This is a genomic window from Corynebacterium callunae DSM 20147 (assembly GCF_000344785.1).
In the GTDB taxonomy this organism is placed as follows: domain Bacteria; phylum Actinomycetota; class Actinomycetes; order Mycobacteriales; family Mycobacteriaceae; genus Corynebacterium; species Corynebacterium callunae.
Map to the genome: position 1 here is coordinate 2,107,280 of NC_020506.1, position 20,694 is coordinate 2,127,973.

General features: G+C 51.5%; 15 protein-coding genes and 1 pseudogene. 11 read left to right on the plus strand and 5 right to left on the minus strand.

Annotated elements, in window-relative coordinates; genetic code table 11:
* Positions 1–4: 4 nt before the first annotated feature.
* Together H924_RS09870 and H924_RS09875 are read left to right on the plus strand one after the other, a co-directional pair.
* On the plus strand, positions 5–832 hold the full coding sequence (locus H924_RS09870; RefSeq protein ID WP_015651822.1) for an ABC transporter permease: 828 nt from the start codon (positions 5–7) through the stop codon (positions 830–832).
* Complete coding sequence (locus H924_RS09875; RefSeq protein ID WP_029703673.1) at positions 819–2,258, plus strand: ATP-binding cassette domain-containing protein; 1,440 nt, start codon at positions 819–821, stop codon at positions 2,256–2,258. The genes H924_RS09870 and H924_RS09875 overlap by 14 nt, the downstream gene beginning before the upstream one ends.
* On the opposite strand, the gene thpR is transcribed toward H924_RS09875, so the two are convergent.
* Entirely contained in the window at positions 2,255–2,806 is a 552-nt protein-coding gene (gene thpR, locus H924_RS09880) for an RNA 2',3'-cyclic phosphodiesterase (RefSeq protein ID WP_015651824.1), read from the minus strand. The genes H924_RS09875 and thpR overlap by 4 nt on opposite strands.
* Before the next feature lie 494 nt (positions 2,807–3,300).
* Here thpR and H924_RS09885 point away from each other — a divergent pair, with 494 nt between their 5' ends.
* The gene (locus H924_RS09885) at positions 3,301–4,062 is read left to right on the plus strand and encodes an aldose epimerase family protein (RefSeq protein ID WP_015651826.1); all 762 of its coding nucleotides are present in this window, start codon (positions 3,301–3,303) and stop codon (positions 4,060–4,062) included.
* Here H924_RS09885 and glcB read toward each other — a convergent pair.
* On the minus strand, positions 4,059–6,272 hold the full coding sequence (glcB, locus tag H924_RS09890) for a malate synthase G (RefSeq protein WP_015651827.1): 2,214 nt from the start codon (positions 6,270–6,272) through the stop codon (positions 4,059–4,061). The two genes, H924_RS09885 and glcB, sit on opposite strands and share 4 nt — an antisense overlap.
* Before the next feature lie 496 nt (positions 6,273–6,768).
* Here glcB and aceA point away from each other — a divergent pair, with 496 nt between their 5' ends.
* Together aceA and H924_RS14735 are read left to right on the plus strand one after the other, a co-directional pair.
* Positions 6,769–8,067: an isocitrate lyase gene (gene aceA / locus H924_RS09895; RefSeq protein WP_015651828.1), complete on the plus strand. Its 1,299-nt coding sequence runs from the start codon at positions 6,769–6,771 to the stop codon at positions 8,065–8,067.
* Positions 8,068–9,286: 1,219 nt separating this feature from the next.
* Positions 9,287–9,667: pseudogene (locus H924_RS14735) on the plus strand (FUSC family protein); the annotation flags it as partial.
* 367 nt (positions 9,668–10,034) lie between these two features.
* On the opposite strand, the gene H924_RS14200 reads toward H924_RS14735, so the two are convergent.
* The gene (locus H924_RS14200) at positions 10,035–10,682 is read right to left on the minus strand and encodes a metallophosphoesterase (protein ID WP_015651830.1); all 648 of its coding nucleotides are present in this window, start codon (positions 10,680–10,682) and stop codon (positions 10,035–10,037) included.
* Positions 10,683–10,781: 99 nt separating this feature from the next.
* Between H924_RS14200 and H924_RS09910 the strand changes: the two genes are divergently transcribed.
* The gene (locus H924_RS09910) at positions 10,782–12,647 is read left to right on the plus strand and encodes a BCCT family transporter (protein ID WP_015651831.1); all 1,866 of its coding nucleotides are present in this window, start codon (positions 10,782–10,784) and stop codon (positions 12,645–12,647) included.
* Between the two features lie 56 nt (positions 12,648–12,703).
* On the opposite strand, the gene H924_RS09915 is transcribed toward H924_RS09910, so the two are convergent.
* Positions 12,704–12,976: a three-helix bundle dimerization domain-containing protein gene (locus H924_RS09915; RefSeq protein WP_015651832.1), complete on the minus strand. Its 273-nt coding sequence runs from the start codon at positions 12,974–12,976 to the stop codon at positions 12,704–12,706.
* A 428-nt stretch (positions 12,977–13,404) separates the two neighbouring features.
* Here H924_RS09915 and H924_RS09920 point away from each other — a divergent pair, with 428 nt between their 5' ends.
* The 4 genes from H924_RS09920 to H924_RS09935 all read left to right on the plus strand — a co-directional run bounded on the left by H924_RS09920 (position 13,405) and on the right by H924_RS09935 (position 17,796).
* Positions 13,405–14,403: a hypothetical protein gene (locus H924_RS09920; RefSeq protein WP_015651833.1), complete on the plus strand. Its 999-nt coding sequence runs from the start codon at positions 13,405–13,407 to the stop codon at positions 14,401–14,403.
* An 88-nt stretch (positions 14,404–14,491) separates the two neighbouring features.
* Entirely contained in the window at positions 14,492–16,114 is a 1,623-nt protein-coding gene (locus H924_RS09925; RefSeq protein ID WP_015651834.1) for a lamin tail domain-containing protein, read from the plus strand.
* A 106-nt stretch (positions 16,115–16,220) separates the two neighbouring features.
* Entirely contained in the window at positions 16,221–16,604 is a 384-nt protein-coding gene (locus H924_RS09930) for a hypothetical protein (RefSeq protein ID WP_015651835.1), read from the plus strand.
* Between the two features lie 307 nt (positions 16,605–16,911).
* The gene (locus tag H924_RS09935) at positions 16,912–17,796 is read left to right on the plus strand and encodes a hypothetical protein (RefSeq protein ID WP_015651836.1); all 885 of its coding nucleotides are present in this window, start codon (positions 16,912–16,914) and stop codon (positions 17,794–17,796) included.
* A gap of 63 nt (positions 17,797–17,859) precedes the next feature.
* Here the strand turns inward: H924_RS09935 and lepA are convergent, their stop codons facing one another.
* Positions 17,860–19,707, minus strand: a complete 1,848-nt coding sequence (gene lepA, locus H924_RS09940; protein ID WP_015651837.1) for a translation elongation factor 4 — start codon at positions 19,705–19,707, stop codon at positions 17,860–17,862.
* Positions 19,708–19,945: 238 nt separating this feature from the next.
* Between lepA and H924_RS09945 the strand changes: the two genes are divergently transcribed.
* Positions 19,946–20,548 (plus strand): type II toxin-antitoxin system PemK/MazF family toxin, encoded by a 603-nt coding sequence (locus H924_RS09945; protein WP_015651838.1) that lies wholly within the window; start codon positions 19,946–19,948, stop codon positions 20,546–20,548.
* Positions 20,549–20,694 lie beyond the last annotated feature (146 nt).

Below are 20,694 nucleotides of genomic sequence, written 5' to 3' on the forward strand. Positions count from 1 at the left end.
AAAGATGACTTTTTCTAAAATGCCACTCATCGGCAAAATCGGTGGAGCCATTGTGCTGCTCGTTTTTGTACTGGCCGTGGTGTCCTTGGTCTGGACTCCTTATGACCCCGTCCAGGCTTTTCCTGCGCAGCGCTTAGCACCTAGTTCCTGGCAACACCTTATGGGCACGGATCGTTATGGTCGTGATGTTTTTTCCCAGATTATGGTCGGATCCCGGATTACCTTGCTGGTCGGCATTGTCGCAGTGGCAATTTCTGGGCTGCTGGGCACACCTTTGGGAATTATTGCGGGTATGCGCGGTGGCTGGTTAGAAGCTTTTATTATGCGCGGTGCTGATCTTTTACTCGCTTTTCCAGCCTTGCTTTTGGCGATTGTTTCCGGTGCAGTTTTTGGCGCATCAACTTGGTCGGCCATGCTAGCCATTGGTGTTGCTGGCATTCCAAGCTTTGCGCGCGTGGCACGCGCAGGCACCCTGCAGGTAATGAGCCACGACTACATCGGGGCGTCGAAAAGCGCTGGTGTTTCTGCTCCGGTTATTGCTTTAAGGCATGTGCTGCCCAATATTATGAGCATGCTCATTGTGCAGGCCTCGGTGGCTTTTGCCTTGGCGATTCTGGCTGAAGCGGCGTTGAGTTTCTTGGGGCTTGGTACTACCCCGCCTGATCCAAGTTGGGGCCGAATGCTGCAAACGGCGCAGGCTTCGCTGGGGGTTACTCCAATGCTGGCGATTTGGCCGGGTCTTGCCATTGCGCTGACTGTGCTGGGCTTTAATCTTTTTGGCGACGGACTCCGTGACGCTATTGATCCACAACGGGAGGTTGGCCGTGCTTAAAGTCGAAAATCTCAATATCGGCCCGGGTTTAGTCAAAAACATTTCCTTCGACATCGCCCCTGGTGAGCGCGTTGGACTCATTGGCGAATCCGGCTCCGGCAAATCGCTTACCGCGCTCACCATCATGGGCCTTACCGACCTCCCCCACACCGGCACCACCACCCTCGACGGCGAAGCGTCCTGGACACATCGCGGCAAACGAATCGCGATGATCTTCCAAGAACCAATGACAGCGCTTAATCCGCTGATGCGCGTGGGCAATCAAATCACCGAAATAATGCAGGTGCATGGGGTTTCTAAAAAAGATGCGCAGGCGCGCATGAAAAAGATGCTTCTCGACGTCGCCCTGCCGGAGCGAGTTGCGCGTGCCTATCCCCATGAGCTTTCCGGTGGTCAGCGTCAAAGAGCACTCATTGCGATGGCCATGGCAAATGACCCCGAGGTACTCATCTGTGATGAGCCCACCACAGCACTCGATGTAACCGTTCAAAAGCAAATTGTGGAATTGCTGCTTAAACTCAGCGCTGAACGTGGCACTGCCCTGCTTTTTATCACCCATGACCTCGGCCTTGTTGCCCAAACCTGTGCCCGCGTTTTGGTGATGAAAGCCGGCGAAATTGTAGAATCCGGACCGATCTCCACAGTGTTGGAAAGCCCGCAGCACGCCTATACCCAGCGCCTTTTAGAAGCCTCTGTGCTGGATACTCCAGAAATTGTAGAAAACTACGGCGAACCTGTTGTAGAAGTCTCTGAAGTTTCACGCCATTACAAAAAGACCACTGCACTAGATGCTGTTTCAGTAACCGTGCGCAAAGGCGAAAGACTGGGCATTGTTGGTGGCTCAGGTTCCGGCAAAACCACCTTGCTAAAACTCCTGGCAGGACTGGATAAGCCAAGCTCAGGCACCATAAAAGTAGCTGGCGGCACCCAAATGGTCTTCCAGGATCCACAATCCAGCCTTGATCCACGCATGAAAATTCGCGATATTGTGGCCGAAACCTTGATCGGCTGGCCTGCCGCAGAAAAGATTGCAAGGGTTAAAGAGGTACTTTCCCAGGTAGGACTGGGTGAAGAATCCTTAGATAAATATCCGCATGAATTCTCCGGCGGCCAGCGTCAAAGAATTTCCATTGCTCGCGCTCTTGCACCAAAACCAGCTATTTTGCTTGCCGATGAACCCGTCTCTGCACTTGATGTTTCCGTGCGTAAACAGGTGCTTGATCTGCTTTTCTCATTGATTTCGGAATATGGCATCACCTTGGTCTTTGTTTCCCACGATCTTGCTGTGGTTCGCCATATCTGCACCAGCGTCGTGGTAATGAATCAGGGAGAAATTATCGAGCGTGGCCGTGTTGATTTGGTATATGACAATCCGCAAAATGATTACACAAAACTGCTGCTAGATGCCGTGCCGAGGCTGGCTTAGACCAGCGCGGAGGACAAAGATAGCGTGGCAATAGTGGTATAAAGTGGCCCACCACTTCTACCTTTTCCTGGTTCGGAGGAGACCAATTCAATTTCCTCCACTGGCCAATCTGGGCCGTCGTATATTGAGAGCGCGTGTACCAAATCCGGGATAACCGGATCCCAGCCATTGCTTCTTTGCCGTGAAGATGGTCTTGCCACAGTTAAATGCGCTCTTTGGCGTTTGCGTTCTTCTGGATCCAATGAAGAATCTGCCATGAGCTGGCGCAACTTCTTGGTTTCTCCGCCGACACCCATCCACAGATTTTTGCGATTAAAAGATCCAGCGCCTTTAATCCGAATGGTGAAATCTTCATTTAGCCGGGCCACCTGGCTGAGATGCTCGATTAGATCTTCCACCGAACCATCGGGCATCTCCCCATAAAAAGCCAAGGTAATATGCCAATTATCGGGGTCTGACCAGCGCAAATCATCTTTATAGGGGCGCAGGGCAGTAACTAGATGCTCGGTAACCTCAACCGGCGGAGTGATGGCTGCGAACAATCTCATGCAGCCATCTTAGTCACCACTTCCCCACTTTTAGGAAGAAGTAATGTGCAAAAGAATGTCAGTGGAAAGAACTCGCTCCTCTGACACCTCAAAAATTTGGTTGAGGTACTCAACCTGAGCATCAAATTCATGTGCATTCATCATTGCTGACCATCATAGACCTCACCTTGCCCGAATACACCTCAGCAGGTCCCCCAAGGGTCCCGATTTACGCAGATTCCTGGCTTCAGTCTCGGTTTTGGGGTAAATCGGCACGCTTTGCCCCCTCCCAACCGAGCGGATTTACGCAGAACATTTGTTCGTTTAGTCCAATTTACGTAAATCGGCACGCCTTGTGAATAAAACCCCAATTTGGGCGAAAAACAAGAGGCTCCAGAATCGCTTCTGAGCCTCTAAATTTGCATAACCCGACCCAAAACTCAGAGGAAATTTCCAAGGCCGGAAATCGCCTTTATCCAGCGATACCCAATGGACACTGTTTAGAATTAACAACTATGAACTCTTACTTCTCAACCGATGCCCTGAAAATCTCCGCAGCCGGCGGCCATCTAGTTTCCGCAAACTCCACAACCGGCGAGCTACTCTTCCTAAGCTCCGCCACTGAGGATGGAGAAGGCAAAGCAATTCGCGGTGGCGTGCCAATCATCGCACCTTGGTTTGGCACCTTGCTCGGAATCGAACCTTCCCATGGCTGGGCTCAACGATCCGTCTGGGAAGTCACCGAAAATGAAGGTCTCCACGCCGCCTACTCACAAGCTGGTTTGACGCTAAATGTGCAGGTAAATGAATTGAAAGATGGTTTTAGCATCGCTTTACGCCTCACCAATGACACCGATAATGCAGAGACTGTACAACTGGCATTCCACCCCTATTTCAAAGTCTCCGATATTGCAGATGTGCAAGTAGAAGGCTTTGATGGGGTGGAAGTTTTGGATCGCCTCACTGATCAGGTGGCTCCCCAAGATGGCGCGATCTCTTTCACTGAGGAATTTGATCGCATTGCTTTGGGCACTCCAACTGCAATCATTTCCGATGCCGAGCGCACCATCACCATTACTGCTGAGGGCCATGATTCCACGGTTATTTGGAATCCGGGCGAAGCGCGCGCTGCCGAGATTAAGGATCTAGGCGCTGGCGAGTGGCGAGATTTTGTCTGCGTAGAACCAGCGCTTTTGGGTGCAGATCAGCAGGGAGTGAAGGTGGCTCCCCAAGAATCCATCACCCTTGAGATGACAGTGCGCGCGACTGCTCTTTAAGCCTGCGCCTTGAACTGGCGGCGGCGTGCATGCAGGATCGGCTCCGTGTAGCCAGCTGGGGATTCCGTGCCCTGGAAGATCAGGTCTTGCGCGGCCTGGAAGGCCACGGAGTCCTGGAAGTCCGGTGCCATGTTGCGGTAGAGCGGGTCCCCGGCGTTTTGCTTGTCGACGATAACCGCCATCCTCTCGAGCGATTCCTGCACGTCCTTCTCAGATACAACACCGTGCCTAATCCAGTTGGCGAGCATCTGAGAAGAAATACGCAGTGTCGCGCGATCTTCCATGAGATCAATGTTGTGGATATCGGGAACCTTGGAACAACCAACACCGTGTTCAACCCAACGAACCACATATCCCAAAATGGACTGGCAGTTATTGTCTAGTTCCTCGCGCTTTTCCGCAGCACTCCACTCGGTGTTTTGAGCCAAAGGAATGGTGAGGATTTTGCGCAGGCTATCGCGCCGACCGGCAGCACGCAGCTTTTCCTGAACTTTAAAAACATCAACTAGGTGGTAGTGGGTGGCGTGCAGGGTTGCACCGGTTGGTGACGGAACCCACGCGGTGTTTGCACCCTCACGTGGCTGAGCGATTTTCTTCTCCAGCATTTCTGCCATTTGCTCGGTCATTGCCCACATGCCCTTACCAATTTGGGCCTTGCCGGGTAGTCCGCGCTCCAAACCGGCATCTACATTGTTGTCCTCATAGGCCTGCTTCCATGGTGCGGTCTGCATCTCTGATTTACGAACCATCGCGCCAGCTTCCATGGAGGTATGGATTTCATCGCCGGTGCGATCAAGGAATCCGGTGTTGATGAAGGCGAGGCGATCGGCAACTTCCATGATGCAAGCATCCAAGTTGACGGAGGTACGACGCTCCTCATCCATAACACCAACCTTGAGGGTGTGTCGCGGCAAGTCCAGCAAATCTTCAACACGGCCGAAAAGTTCATTGGTGAAGGCAACTTCTTCTGGACCATGCTGCTTTGGCTTCACAATGTAGATGGAACCCTTGCGAGAATTACGCTTCTTGTTCTGCGGAGCAATACCTGGAATTGCGCAAAGTGAAGTCAATACTGCATCCATAATGCCTTCGTAGATTTCTTCACCATCAACCAAAATTGCCGGTGAAGTCATCAAATGTCCAACATTGCGAACGAACAGCAAGGAACGGCCATGCAAAACCAACTCGGTGCCATTGCGACCAATATAAACACGGTCATCGTTTAGCTGGCGGGTGAAAGTCTTGCCATTTTTGGTGATATCCTCATGCAGCTCACCGGTGTTGAGGCCGAACCAGTTTTCATAACCCAAGGTCTTGTCGTCTGCGTCAACTGCTGCAACAGAATCCTCGAAGTCCATGATGGTGGTGATTGCGGACTCTAGGACAATGTCTTTTAGCCCGGTCTTATCAGCCTGCCCAATTGGGTGAGTTGGATCAATAAGCAGCTCAATGTGGAGACCATTGGTTTCCAACAAGATGGTGTGTGGATCGAGGAAATTACCATTGAAGCCGCGGTAAGAATCGCGGTTTTTCAGGCGGTAGGTGTTGTCACCAATATGTGCAGCTAGCTTGCCATCGGTGACGTTGTACTTTTCAACATCAGAGTGGGAAGCTCCATCAAGGGGAACAACCTTGTCTAGGAAGTCTCTGCCCCATTCAATAACCTTCTGGCCGCGGATGGGGTTGTAGCCTTCTCCCCTTTCTGCGCCATCAGTATCAGGGATAGCGTTGGTTCCATAAAGCGCATCATAAAGTGAACCCCAGCGTGCGTTGGCTGCGTTTAGTGCAAAGCGCGCATTAAGGATGGGAACAACCAGCTGTGGGCCGGCAGTACGGGCGATTTCATCGTCAATATTTTGGGTGCGGATTTCTGCATTTTCCGGCTGCTCAACCAAGTAGCCGATTTCTTTAAGGAAAGCCTCATAAGCTTCTTGATCAATTTCACCGGGGTGCGCCTGGTGGTAAGCATCAATCTCGCGCTGCAATTCATCACGGCGAGCTAGTAATTCGCGATTACGTGGGGTGAGCTCACGAACGATATCGCCGAAGCCCTGCCAAAAATTCTCTGCCTCTACTCCAACGCGGGGGAGAACTGATTCGGTGACAAAGTCGTAGAGCACCTGTGCCACTTGCATTCCACCGGCATCGACGCGGACAGTGTTGTCGTTGTTCTTGGCTGCTTGAGCCAACAACTGTTGCTGTGTAGCCATGGGGATCTCCTTTTTTAAAGCGTGGATTTCAAGATCAAAGTGTGGGGAGAAGCTCCGCCAAACCTCGGGAAGGTTTGTGCGTTGGGATCAGACTAAGTGATCGGGGTCACCTAGCCAATAGCTTTGCCAACTTTACCTTCGCTTCACCCCCGCCCCACACCCCAACACGGGCGTTGAATTTGGAGATTATTCATCCAAACCGAGTTATGCAGGTATTTTCCTAAACCGTCCGTTTGTACTGCACAGGGCATTACGGCTCCACTTTTGTGAAGTATTTTAAAAATATTATCTTTGCAAACTTAACAACAGGGGTAGTTACCCCCGCGCAAAACTTAAAAAGCCAAAGCCATTGACCGCACCATGTCCGATAGCGCAAAGTGTGAACCACGCCACCACAGCACGAGGTGCAGATCACTTAAAGAACTCTCCCTCACACCACCTCACACCTGAGGATGGCAGCCCCCATTGCGTATTAGCACTTAAGGAAGTGACTCGGATGTCCAACGTAGGAAAGCCACGCACCGCACAGGAAATTCAGCAGGACTGGGATAACAATCCACGCTGGAACGGCATCACCCGCGACTACACCGCACAGCAGGTAGCAGAGCTTCAGGGTTCAGTTGTTGAAGAGCACACCCTGGCACGCCGCGGAGCTGAAATCCTCTGGGATGCAGTATCCCAAGAGGGCGAAGGCTACATCAACGCACTTGGCGCACTTACCGGCAACCAGGCAGTTCAGCAGGTTCGCGCTGGACTCAAGGCTGTTTACCTTTCCGGTTGGCAGGTCGCTGGAGATGCAAACCTCTCCGGCCACACCTACCCTGACCAGTCCCTCTACCCTGCCAACTCGGTTCCTTCGGTTGTTCGTCGCATCAACAACGCCTTGTTGCGTGCCGATGAAATCGCGAGAGTTGAAGGCGATGATTCCATCGACAACTGGCTCGTTCCAATCGTGGCCGATGGTGAAGCTGGCTTCGGTGGCGCTCTTAACGTCTACGAGCTGCAAAAGGCAATGATCACCGCTGGTGCCGCCGGCACGCACTGGGAAGATCAGCTTGCTTCTGAGAAGAAGTGTGGACACCTTGGTGGCAAGGTTTTGATCCCAACCCAGCAGCACATTCGTACCCTTAACTCCGCACGTTTGGCTGCCGATGTTGCCGATACCCCAACTGTGGTTATTGCTCGCACCGATGCTGAGGCTGCAACCCTGATCACCTCTGATGTTGATGAGCGCGATCAGCCTTTCATCACCGGTGAGCGCACCGCCGAAGGTTACTACCACGTTAAGAATGGTCTGGAGCCTTGTATCGCTCGCGCCAAGTCTTATGCTCCATATGCAGACATGATCTGGATGGAGACTGGTACTCCTGACCTGGAGTTGGCAAAGCGCTTCGCTGAAGGTGTGCGTTCTGAATTCCCAGATCAGCTCCTGTCCTACAACTGCTCCCCTTCCTTCAACTGGTCTAAGCACCTAGAGGCAGAAGAGATCGCTAAGTTCCAACGTGAGCTGGGAGCTATGGGCTTCAAGTTCCAGTTCATCACCTTGGCTGGTTTCCACTCCCTCAACTACGCAATGTTCGATCTTGCCTACGGTTACGCTCGCAATGGCATGACCTCCTTCGTTGACCTGCAAAACCGTGAGTTCGCAGCAGCGGAAGAGCGCGGCTTCACCGCCGTCAAGCACCAGCGCGAGGTTGGCGCAGGTTACTTCGACACCATCGCAACCACCGTGGATCCAAACTCTTCCACCACCGCCCTCAAGGGTTCTACTGAGGAAGTTCAGTTCCAGCACTAAAATCTCCTTATATATAAGGACAGCGGATCGCGCAGTCAGCAATGGACTGCACGGTCCGCTTTGTGCTGCACGCAGTGACTCCCCAATCACCTTCCAAAAGTCAAAGATATTTGATCACACTTAAGTCCTTGAAGTATCAACTTCCTACTTATTCGCCTTAGAATTGATTAAAGGCACAAGAGTGGAAACCGATACTCAAAGTGGCGTTTTTCTTTTTGTTCCAGCACCAGCAACCACTTGAAGAGAAACCCAGAGCATCCCATTGACACAACTGCACTATGAAAAACCACCACAACGGCCCAATCCGCTTAAGCTTTTTATGGCTTTTCACTCGCCTGGCCCTCGTTGGCCCGGCGCGCTTCGTGCAGCCCTCGCTTTGCTCATCCCTGGTTCCATCGCGCTGCTTTTTGGCTTTGAACAGGAGATGCTACTGATCGCAGCGGGTGGTTTTACTGTTATTTATGGCGAGGGCCATCCTTTCCGTAAGCGTTTTCAGGTCATGCTCATCGCTGGAATTTTGCTTGCAACTGGTGCGCTATCTGGCGCTTTAGTCGGTGAAGTAGTGTGGTCACACATCAATGCTGGCGATTCACACTGGTGGTTGTTAATCATCGCGCTTTTCACCACGGCTATTGCCACGGTAGGTGCCTGGATTCAAAATGCACTGCGCTTGCCACCACCGGGAAGCTTCTTCATTGTGATGGTGGCCGGTGGTTCCACCATGGTTGCCAAGCTGGGGCTTAATCCAATTGAAGTAAGTTTGTGGTCGCTAATTGGTGCTGCGACCGGTCTTACTCTTGGCATGTTGCCGATGCTGGTTAATCCACACCGCCCTGAGCAGCAAGCTGTAGAGGTATTGGAGAAGGCTGTTAAAGATTTTGCTAACTCCCCTGCTCCTTCAATTGCTAAGAATCACCAGGCCGAAACCGCACTTTCTACCGCGTGGTTTGCACTTTCAGATGCGGGAATTCTTTCTGGTGGCCGGGTGCGCCGCAAGAATCAAAGTGATTTGGTAGCCCGCGTTCACCGCGCACATACCAAGTTGGCCATTCTTAATACCCGCACCAAGCACACGGAATCAGATGATATTTCTGATAACCCCAACTACCTGGACTTATCGCGAACCGCAATCCCGCACAGCCGTCCGTCGATAAGCTATCGTTTTTACCGCAGTGCCTCCCTGTACAGCCACGCTACCCAGACTGCCTTGAAGGTAATGATGGCCTCGCTGCTGTGCGGCGTGGCCGGCATTGCACTCGGCATGGGTCGCCCTGACTGGGCAATTGTTTCAGCACTGCTGACGCTGCAATGGGGTCCAGATAAGATTCCGGGCACGATCCGTGGCTTGCACCGTTTGGTGGGTTCGATGGGCGGTATTTTGCTTTATGCCGTTTTCCACCTCGCTGGGGTGCATGGTTTAAGCCTGCTTATCGCGCTGGCAATTTGTCAGTTTTTTGCGGAGTTCTTTGTGGTCCGCAACTATGCCTTGGCCGTTATTTTCACTACTCCGCTAGCTTTGCTGATGGGTAATGCTGTCACTGAGCCACTGCGTGACATTATGGTTTCGCGCACCGTGGAAGTTATGCTGTCAATTTTGTTTGCGCTTTTGGTGCTGTGGTTCTTCCTGCCTGATACGGAAGCTAGGCACCATGATCGTTTGCGTCGCCGCACTCACCAGGCCATGGGCGCACTGCTTGGTCGTTTGCTTGCTGCAAAGCCGGCCGATGCTCTCAATGAGCGCCGCGATCTGCAATATGAGCTGCTTGGCGAGCGTCGCGCTGCGCAGACCTTGTCCAGCAATTACCCGGCCCAGGTGGAGCGTATTTGGCCAGAACACCTGAGGCTCCAGCGCGCGGGATATACCCTGCTGGATTACTGCACCACCAATGACACCCGCGAGCTCAGCCTCGAAGAAATTGGCCAACTAGCTGCGATGGTGCGTGAAACTACTGCAGTACCGGGCCGTTTTAGTACGGGAGCTCCAAAGAATCCCACAACTGCTGACGCAACAGATGCTCCGGCACCGGCTGCAGATTCCACGCCTCCACGCCCACATCAATCTGACCGCGGCCCGTCATCGGAAACTGCGAGTGCAGATGACCATGAACCAAAAGCGGAACATTAAGACGCAGCTCATCGTATCTAGAGGGCATGCCCGGATGATCTTGCCCCGGGCGCGGAAAATGCGATAAATATACATCTTCGCCCTCCCATTTCACCCGCTGAAAAGGCTGCACGGAATCAAAAACTTCCAAAAACCGTGCTTGACGCTGATAGGCCTCGCGAAACAGTGGGTGACAGGAATCATGATTTCCGGAAATAAGATGCTTTTCGACGTCGCCTAGCCGGTTGCCGATCAAGGTCAGCGCGCGCTCTTCAGCGCCGCGGCTGCCACTTGAAAGATCGCCCAAGATCCACAGCTTATCGCCTGGCTGCACCAGCTTTTCTAGACTTCCCAAGATGACCTCATCATGGTCATCTGGATCTTCGAAGCCACGCAGTGCGGCTACAAAACGATGCCCCAAGTGGAGATCTGAACTAAACCACGTTGCACTCATGTCGGCCAGTGTAGCTTTTGCTCTCTCGTGTTTGGCCAGCAATACTGGATTGTCCATGCTTGTGTAAAAAACACAGCGTCAATTTTTGTGATCATCCCCAACCAGCCCGAAACATCCTAAAAAGATGTCATTGTGCCTAAAGGAACAGGACTTACAGTGCCCACCACTGCTGGAAACAATCCGCCCCAAGAAGAAAGCGCGCATTATCCTCATGACACTCACCCTGGCTTGGTGCCAGGAATCTCAGTAGAAGATCAAAGAAATAACTTCGGTATCGATAAAACCGTCTTCGGCGTCACCGCCTTGCTGATTCTCGGCTTTATCACCTGGGGTATTTTGAGCCCGGAATCTGTGTCCTCAGTATCGTCCTCCATGTTCAGCTGGGCTATGACCAACACCGGTTGGTTGCTCAACTTTGTCATGCTCATTGGTTTGGGCACCATGGTTTATGTGGGTTTCTCCCGCTACGGACGAATCAAGTTGGGCACCGACGATGATGAACCCGAGTTTTCCCGCTTTTCCTGGATCGCCATGATGTTTGGCGCCGGCATCGGCGTGGGTATCTTCTTCTTTGGTCCGTCAGAGCCACTGTGGCACTATCTCTCCCCACCACCGCATACCGTTGCTGGTTCTACACCTGAATCCCTGCACCAGGCATTGGCGCAGTCTCACTTCCACTGGGGTTTGAGCGCTTGGGGCCTTTATGCTCTTGTGGGTGGTGCTTTGGCATATTCCAGCTATCGCCGTGGCAGAGTCACCTTGATCAGCTCGACTTTTAGGTCGCTTTTTGGTGAACGCACCGAAGGTATTGCTGGTCGTCTCATTGACATTATGGCAATTATTGCCACACTCTTTGGTACTGCAGCAACTCTTGGACTTTCTGCTATTCAAGTGAGCCAAGGTGTTCAAATTATTTCTGGCGCTTCAGAAATGAGCAATAATATTTTGCTCCTTATCATTGCAGTGCTGACCATCTGTTTTATTATTTCGTCCGTATCAGGTGTGGCCAAGGGTGTGCGTTATCTTTCCAACGTCAATATCACTCTTACCTTGGGGCTTATTCTTTTTGTATTTATCTGTGGCCCCACACTCTTTTTGCTGAATCTCATTCCTTCAGGCGCGTTGGAATATGCCAATCAGTTTTTGTCCATGGCAGGTAAATCCCTATCTTGGGGTCAAGAATCCATAGATTTCCAAGCTAGTTGGACCGCCTTTTATTGGGCTTGGTGGATTGCGTGGACTCCTTTTGTGGGCATGTTTATTGCACGTATTTCCCGTGGCCGCACCTTGCGCGAATTCACCTTGGTTACCATCGCCGTCCCCTCCTTCATTTTGATTTTGGCCTTCACCATTTTTGGTGGCACCGCAATTAGCATGAACCGTGATGGCATCGCTGGATTTGATGGAACCTCTTCTGAGGAGCAGGTGCTTTTTGATATGTTCGGCAATCTGCCGCTGCAGATGATTACGCCTTTTATCCTTATTTTTGTGTTGGCAGTCTTTTTTATTACCTCTGCAGACTCCGCCTCTGTGGTAATGGGAACTATGAGCTCCCGTGGCAATCCAGCACCTAAAAAATTGGTGGTGGTGTTCTGGGGACTGTGCATGATGGGCATTGCGATTGTCATGCTGCTAGCCGGTGGTGAATCCACCTTGACGGGCTTACAGAACCTCACTATTTTGATTGCAATTCCATTTGCGCTGGTACTAATCGTGATGGCAATTGCTTTTATTAAGGATCTATCCACTGATCCAGCGGCCATTCGCCATACTTATGCGCGCGCTGCCATCTCTAATGCAGTGGTGCGTGGTTTGGAAGAACACGGTGATGATTTTGAGTTGGCCGTGGAGCCAGCGGAGGAAGGTCGCGGTGCTGGTGCGGACTTTGATTCCACTGCCGATCACATCACCGAGTGGTACCAACGTACCGATGAAGAAGGTAATGATGTGGAATATGACTTCACTACTGGTGAGTGGGCGGATGGTTGGTCTACTGACGATGCCACAAAACCTAAGAGTTAGGGCATAAAAATTCCCGGATGTGCATATTGCACATCCGGGAATTTCTTTTTGTGGCTTTAAGCAGCCATGCCACGGTTAAGGGCAATGAAGTCAAGCAAATCTGCGTTGACGTTGCCTGCAACCTGCTGCAAAGCTGCGGTAGCTTCGCGGGCAATGAAGATCTTGCTGAACATGGTGATCTTGGCGTCGCGACCTGCAGCCACGGAGTCAAGAATTGCATCTACGTGGTGAGGGTCAACGAGGCCATCAAATCGTGCATGAAGGTCTTCACGCACGCTCCATAGGCTGTCGTGTTTTGCGCCGCTGATGGAAGTGATATTAGTAGCCATTGTCGTTTTCCTTTCTTGGTCCGAGGGAGTTTAGATTTATACCCCCGGTTGTTCATCTTCCGTTAACTTTAGTTCACCTATTAGCAATTAACAATGCTGAACTTAACCAAAGTAGTGGGATTGCCCCCATTATCTGCTCCCACCCTTTATCGGCCAGCCCCCAATAAGGTGAGTAGCAGATTTAACACCACTCCAACTATGCAGCTCAGCCCCTGTATCACAACTTCTTTTAATAGCCGCCTCACATCTGGGCAAAAAGGTGACCGATTCCACCCCCACAGGGTAAGAAAATAACCCAGGATTTCAATTTTTTAGTGCCATATTGGCCCGCTTATGCCTAAGCTTAAGGCCAAGAAATTCCTTCTTAGCACTTTCATTTGACGCATTTGAGGCAACAAATGCCTGGAACCACAAAGGCAGGGGTCGAGATGAACGACTTCGAAACCACTATCGACCGCATCACTAAGGAACAAGATCCTGCGATCCGTGGCCGCGTGCAGCAATTTATTGTGGAAACAGTGCGCGCCTTGCCCAACCTCACCACCAAACAAGGTGCTTCCCTCGCAATTCAATTGCTAGAAACCTTGCGTTTTGCAGATTCAGCTGGAGCATCCAGGGGTTCGTCGACAAGCGCCCACGGCGCCCAACTCCCCAGCTTTGACGCGCTGAGCACCTTAATTGCTGATCTCGATGTGCGCAGTGACGCCGAATGGCGTTCTTTTGGTTTTCAGCCCACGGAAGAGGCACATCCCCTGCTCATTGCCATTCCGGAAATTGAAATTTTTTACCGACACACCGATGTGGCGCCCACCAGCAGCGAATCTGCGGCGCCGAGCTTCCATGAAAATCAAGCCATGTGGCGGCGTCGCATTGGCTCAGTAACAGAACCCAACCTTATATATAAGGAATTCACCGGCCCTGGACGTGCGCAAAGGGCCGTGGAGATGCTGGGTAACCTGTGGAAAATTGGGGCCGTGGTCACCCGTGACACCCAAAGTCGCCTCGGCATGTGCACCCAGGTATACACCCCGGTCAAAGGCGAAAAGCCTATTCCGCTGATGAGTGAAAAAGACTGTTGGTACCACATTCAAGTCTCTGAAGGTATTGGTGAAAACCAAGTTCCAGAGATCGTGCGCTGTGTGGCCGAGATCTTCTGCGGATACGTAGCCCAAGTTTGGACCAATGATCCAATCCCCGCAGGCAAACTACGCATTCAAGAATCCGAGGCTGCTGCTTATATAGCCCTGGCACGTTTGGATCTACCTGCGCGCACCGGTAACACCACTTGGAGCAGCAGCTATTTATCTGCGCAGCCACTCTCCCCCGCTTTCCGCTGGGATGTGGTGCTAGAAGCTTCACATCAAATTGAAAATCTCCTGCGCGGAGATACAGCTCCGGTAACTGCAATTGGCCCCGAGGCGAGTTAATCAAGAGTTCACCTTAAGATAAATCGCCGATTACCAATCACACATAGGTTTTTTATGTTCCCTCATAGTTAATTTAAGTTTTGTGAAAGTGGTTGAAGTGAATAAGCGCACTCTCCTCGTCGCACCTGTTGTGGCTTCCCTCGCATTTTGCAACCTCGCTGTTGCACAATCCACCGCCCAGGAAGCAACCTCACCTGTTGTTATCAACGAGGTTGAGTCAAATGGCGATGCCATCGGTGACTTTGTCGAGCTAGCAAATACTGACACCAACAACTCTGTCGATATCTCCGGCTGGTCCCTCGTGGATGACAAGAACGAGAACCCCGTTGTACTGCCTGCTGGCACTGAGATCGAATCCGGCGGATACTTCCTTATCTACCCAGATACCGCTGGTATTTCCACCAATAACACTTTCGGCGCTGGCCACTTTGGCCTTGGCAAGGATGACACCGTTACTCTGCGCGATGCCGAGGGCAATGAAGTAGCTACCTACAGCTGGGCTGACCTCGGTGAGCACGCAGCAACCACCTATGGCCGTGTGCCAGATATGACCGGCGAGTTCACCACCACCGGCGCTTCCACCCCAGGCCTAGCTAATATTGCAGGTGCAGGCGAGGAGCAGCCTGAGGAAGAAACCGTCACCCCTAACGCGCAGCTTCCTTTCCACAACGCTGAGGTGCTTCCAGTAGAACTTGGTGGCGCTTTTGTTTCCGGCGATATGTCCGGTGTGGATTTTGATAATAATGGTGTGGCTTGGGTTGTAAACAATGGCAGCGGCGCTATCTACGCACTTGAGCACGATGCAGCAGCCAACACCTACACCTTGCTCGGCCAGTGGCAAACCACCTACCCAGAAGGCACCGGCACCCTTGACGCTGAGGGCATCGCAGTTGCAGACAACGGTGATATCTACTTAGCCACCGAGCGCAACAACTCTGATAAGAATGTTTCCCGCCCATCCATCGTGCGTTTTGCCAACCCATTGGATAAGGAAGGCACCCAGGTTGCATTGCAGGAATGGAACTTGGCTGAATTCACCGGCACCCTTGAGGCAAACGGTGGCCTCGAAGCTATCGCTCAGCTGGATGAAAACATCTTTGCAGTTGGCGTTGAGCAGACCGGCGATGTGCTCGTTGTAAACACCGCAGCTGAAGCTCCCGAGTTGCTTCAGCGTTATGATTCCGCATTCCCAGGTGTCATGGCACTTGATTACAATGCAGATTCCAAGAAGCTCACCGTGGCCTGCGATGAGGAGTGTGCTGGTGCCTCTGAGATCTTGACCTGGGACGGCACCCAGCTCACCAAGACCGATGACGCAATCTACGAGCGTCCTGCCAACCTCGGAAACTGGGCTAATGAGGGCTTCGCAGCTTATACCACCGAGCTTGAGTGCACCGATGGATCCACCACTACTGTAGCCAGCTACCTCTGGGCTGATGACGCAGCAACCAACAACTTCAATGCCTTGAATGCTGCACAGGTTGTGGAAGGCGAATGTGAAGTTAGCAACGGCAACGACGACGATGGCGACACCCCAGCTACCGAAACCCCTGCTAAGGACAATGGTTCCTCCACCTTTGCAGCCGGCAGCGTAGCTGGTTCCTTGGCTACCACCGTCCTCGCATTGCTCGGAATTTCTGCAGCTATAGGTGGATTTGTCCAGCAGATCCTCGCTGCTTTTCCACAGCTGAAGGCCTATATCCGCTTCTAATCACTCCATAGTTTTTAGCTCAACCGGCGCCTACTCTAGGTGCCGGTTTTTACTTTGAATGTACCTTTTTCAACCAATTTTCCGAGCATTCCGATACCATTAACACGTGTCTTTCCTCGAGCGTTTCCGCCGCAATAAGCCTGCGCTGATGTCATATCCAAACTCAATTACCCATATCGATGTGCCTTTACTCAAGGTCTATATGGCAGAAGATTTGGTCATCATCAATATCGACGCCAGCAGCGCGCAAGTGCTTATCGACGCCGCCCAGCATTCCATCCCCACCCGCCTCAGCGGGCCACAAGGCCGGCCGTTGAGCTTGATTCCAACGGCAGATTCCTCGACTCTTCCAACCCTAGATCCCAACCTCGGCTGGTTACTCCCCCTCTCCCCCGCGGTTAGCGCCGAGATTTTGGCATCAGGTTTGCCTGTTGGAGACACCGAACTTAGCAGTATCAATGTCGCCTTTGTGGTGGAGGCCCTGAAATAGAAAAGCGGGCCTTACTCCTACTTCCATGAGCATCCCCCAAGATTTGAAACCATAACCCCAAATATGGGATCATTATTTACGTTTCCCCAGGAACACTTTCAAAATTACCCACATAAAGGGGTATTCTTAAGCCCCTAATAAAGGGGTGGAAATCTAAAGTTGATCACATTTCGCATTAACTTCCAGGTGAAAGTATGCCCAAGGTTAGTAATTTTGCACTCCAGTGAAAGATTATCAAGTGTGTGATTTTTTATTTTTTTACTTATGGGTTTAGATTCTTTTACATGAATCCTCGTACACCTACTTAGTGGGCAGTCGCGACAGTCACCTGGAAGTCGAGTTCTCAGACTTAGCGGGGATCAAACAAGCTGTCGCCGAGAAATTTGCCAACATCCCAGAGCACCTCGATGCAGAATCCATCAAAGAAAAAATTGATAAGGATTTCTGCGAGGCCTTAGTTTTGGCACTCGACCCAAATTTGGGCGTAGACGTCGGCTCCAAAATCCAGATAACCCGGCAAACGGCTAAAATCATGTCAATACATGAGATCGAGCCAGCCAACGATGACAATTCCTCAGAGCTTGAACCTTTTAGCATTAATACTCTAATTGAAAAGTCCGCGATGGTCTCCAGCTTTGAGAACCTCTGCGAAAATTACCACTGGCCCCTTGACCCCATTGCCGCCAGTGAAGAACGCATGCGCATTGATGTATTGAAGGGCCTCCTGTGGCAAACCTCGCGCATGCTTACTGATGATCTTTTTTATGATCTGGAAATCTTAAACAACAGCGACAGCAACATCTCAGACACCCAAGTAATCTCTATGCTCCCTGCTCATTTTGCAGAGCATTATGCCGTTGAATTTGTTCGCCGTTTTTTGGTGTGCGTTGTTGAGGTTTCTCGATCCCTCACCGGCAAATGCATTATGCCCCCGACCATGGCGCACGCTTTGGCCCTACATGTACTTTTTGAGCAGGCTGCGTTTTATGGCGAGTTCTACAATCTCCCATTGCCGATCAAATGGCGTGATTGCCTAAACGATCTGGTATTCAAAGACATCGACATCCCTGCGCTTTATAGCCCAGATCCTGTCACGCTAACCTCTGACCTGCACCTTTTGCACCATGATTTCCTCTGGTGGTTTACCCCCCTGCACAGCGAAAATCTGGCATCGCCTTATACCACCGATTAAAAGAGTGCTTTTCGACGCCGCAAAGCCCCGCTGAAATTAAGATTTCAGCGGGGCTTAATGGTTTTAAGACTCGTCGGTGGAAAGCGCTGCGACGAATGCTTCCTGTGGAACTTCCACAGAACCGATATTCTTCATGCGCTTCTTACCGGCTTTCTGCTTTTCCAGCAGCTTGCGTTTACGGGAAATATCGCCACCATAACACTTGGCCAAGACGTCCTTGCGTAGTGCACGAATGTTCTCACGCGCAATAACCTTGGAGCCAATTGCTGCCTGAACAGGTACCTCGAACTGTTGGCGAGGAATAAGAGCCTTCAACTTCACGGTCATCTTATTGCCGTACCACTGTGCATTATCGCGGTGCACGATGGCAGAGAAAGCATCCACTGGCTCGCCCTGGAGCAAGATATCAACCTTCACCAGATCGGCTTGCTGTTCGCCAGCTTCCTCATAGTTCAATGAGGCATATCCCTTGGTACGAGACTTCAACATGTCAAAGAAGTCGAAGATAATCTCGCCCAAAGGCATGGTGTAACGAAGTTCTACACGGTCCTCAGAGAGGTAATCCATACCGCCCATTTGGCCACGCTTGGTTTGGCACAATTCCATGGTGGGGCCGACAAACTCAGAAGGCACAATGATGGTGACCTTAACGATTGGTTCATAAACCTCGCGCAACTTACCGCCTGGCCAATCCGAAGGATTATGCACACGGAATTCCTTGCCAGCTTCATCTACCACGCGGTAATTCACCGAAGGTGCAGTAGAAATCAGATCAAGACCAAACTCGCGTTCGAGGCGGTCACGAGTGATTTCCATGTGCAATAGACCCAAGAAGCCACAGCGGAAGCCGAAGCCCAAAGCCACCGAGGTTTCTGGCTCATAGGTCAGGGAGGCGTCGTTAAGCTGCAGTTTTTCCAGTGCGTCACGCAGATCGGGGAAATCAGCCTGCGAAATTGGGAATAGGCCGGAATAAACCATTGGGTTGGGATCTTCATACCCCTTTAGGGCTTCTTCAGCACCGTGTACGGCAGAGGTGACGGTATCGCCCACCTTGGACTGGCGTACGTCTTTCACACCAGTAATCAGGTACCCAACCTCGCCTGGACCTAAGCCAGCACACTTTTTTGGAGTGGGGCTAACGATGCCAATTTCTAGCAACTCGTGAGTCGCGCCAGTAGACATCATTTTGATCTTTTGACGAGGAGTAAGACGGCCGTCCATCACACGCACGTAGGTGACCACGCCACGATAAGTGTCATAAACAGAGTCAAAAATCATCGCACGAGCTGGTGCGTCATCAGAAATACCCCGGGAAGGTGCAGGAATAAGCTCTACAACCTTATCCAGCAATTCTGGCACGCCAACGCCGGTCTTGCCGGAAACACGCAGCACATCTTCTGGCTCGCAGCCGACGATATTGGCAATTTCTAGGGCATATTTATCAGGATCCGCCGCTGGCAAGTCGATCTTATTAAGCACAGGGATGATCTCAAGATCATTTTCCATAGCTAGGTAAAGGTTGGCCAAGGTCTGAGCTTCAATGCCCTGAGCTGCGTCAACCAACAAGATCGCGCCTTCGCAAGCTTCCAATGCGCGGGAAACCTCATAGGTAAAGTCCACGTGACCAGGGGTATCAATCATCTGCATGACGATTTCCTGGCCTTCGTATTCACCACTACGGGGTACCCAAGGCAGACGGACGTTTTGGGCCTTGATCGTGATGCCACGTTCACGCTCGATGTCCATATTGTCCAGGTACTGATCACGCATATCGCGAGCATCTACAACATTGGAGAGCTGCAAGATACGGTCGGCGAGTGTTGATTTACCGTGGTCAATGTGGGCAATGATGCAGAAGTTACGGATCATCGACGGATCCGTAAAAGTCTTTTCTGCAAATTTCTCTGCCATATGCGTTAGTGGTCCCTTCAATTAAATATCGAAGTCTTACTCTACCTGAGCTTTCCCCAGCTGTTAAACAGCCGTAGGAGAGGCAGATAACGCCAGATTTCCGGAAAGTAAATTACCCCTAAACATACCCCCCCTAAAGGTAACAAATGTTCAATGCTTGCGATATCACTTAAACAGACCCACAATTAGAAAATAGGGTTTAGCAGGAAGATCCACTTAGAGTTAAAGGTGAGATGCAATGAGCTCGTCGCTCGCACGCAAAGCTTCAGGCAATGGGAAAAGCCAGCCTGGCTTGATAAAGCGTGCCCTTCGCTTCCTCACCCATCCCCCACACAAACAGGTTGACAATAGTTTGGCCCATATTCGTGATGGCCTGGGCATTGGGGAAGTAAATAACACGGTGAAATCCTCTACTACAGCCACGTCAACATTCCATGAAGCTACTGAAATCAATGTTGTTCCTAGCGAATCCATTGCGCGCATGCTCTTTTATGCACCCGATATGGATGGCCAAGCCGATTCAGGTGAAGTCGTGTGGATTTGGGCTCCAGCTGAAGCCCCCGGCCGACCACCTCGCGAACGAGCCATGGTGGTTATCGGACGTAATCGCAGCTCCATTCTGGGACTCCTTGTTTCCTGCAATCCAGAACATCGTGGCGAAGAATCTTGGATTGATATCGGAGCCGGCGGATGGGATCCGCGCGGTCGCCAAAGCTGGGTTCGCTTAGATCGCGTTTTGGAGGTCTCTGAGCTGGGTATTCGCCGTCAAGGTGCAGTGATTCCGAAGGGCCGCTTTGATCGTGTGGCTAATCGCCTTCGCAGTGACTTTGGCTGGGTTTAGGCATTTTTGGGTTTAGCCCCAGTACCTGCTATTCTTGACTGCTGTTGTCCATTGTGGAATTTGAGTTTGTTAGTGACATACGAACAGGACCTTGGGTTCGTAGCACGGCAGGCCAAGCAGAAGAAAAATCTGCGGGAGAAACAATC

Excerpts from the sequence above, each read along its gene's own strand:
- H924_RS09870 (WP_015651822.1), top strand. The coding sequence starts at position 5 with ATGACTTTTTCTAAAATGCCACTCATCGGCAAAATCGGTGGAGCCATT.
- thpR (WP_015651824.1), bottom strand. The coding sequence starts at position 2,806 with ATGAGATTGTTCGCAGCCATCACTCCGCCGGTTGAGGTTACCGAGCAT.
- H924_RS09885 (WP_015651826.1), top strand. The coding sequence starts at position 3,301 with ATGAACTCTTACTTCTCAACCGATGCCCTGAAAATCTCCGCAGCCGGC.
- glcB (WP_015651827.1), bottom strand. The coding sequence starts at position 6,272 with ATGGCTACACAGCAACAGTTGTTGGCTCAAGCAGCCAAGAACAACGAC.
- aceA (WP_015651828.1), top strand. The coding sequence starts at position 6,769 with ATGTCCAACGTAGGAAAGCCACGCACCGCACAGGAAATTCAGCAGGAC.
- H924_RS14200 (WP_015651830.1), bottom strand. The coding sequence starts at position 10,682 with ATGGACAATCCAGTATTGCTGGCCAAACACGAGAGAGCAAAAGCTACA.
- H924_RS09915 (WP_015651832.1), bottom strand. The coding sequence starts at position 12,976 with ATGGCTACTAATATCACTTCCATCAGCGGCGCAAAACACGACAGCCTA.
- H924_RS09920 (WP_015651833.1), top strand. The coding sequence starts at position 13,405 with ATGAACGACTTCGAAACCACTATCGACCGCATCACTAAGGAACAAGAT.
- lepA (WP_015651837.1), bottom strand. The coding sequence starts at position 19,707 with ATGGCAGAGAAATTTGCAGAAAAGACTTTTACGGATCCGTCGATGATC.
- H924_RS09945 (WP_015651838.1), top strand. The coding sequence starts at position 19,946 with ATGAGCTCGTCGCTCGCACGCAAAGCTTCAGGCAATGGGAAAAGCCAG.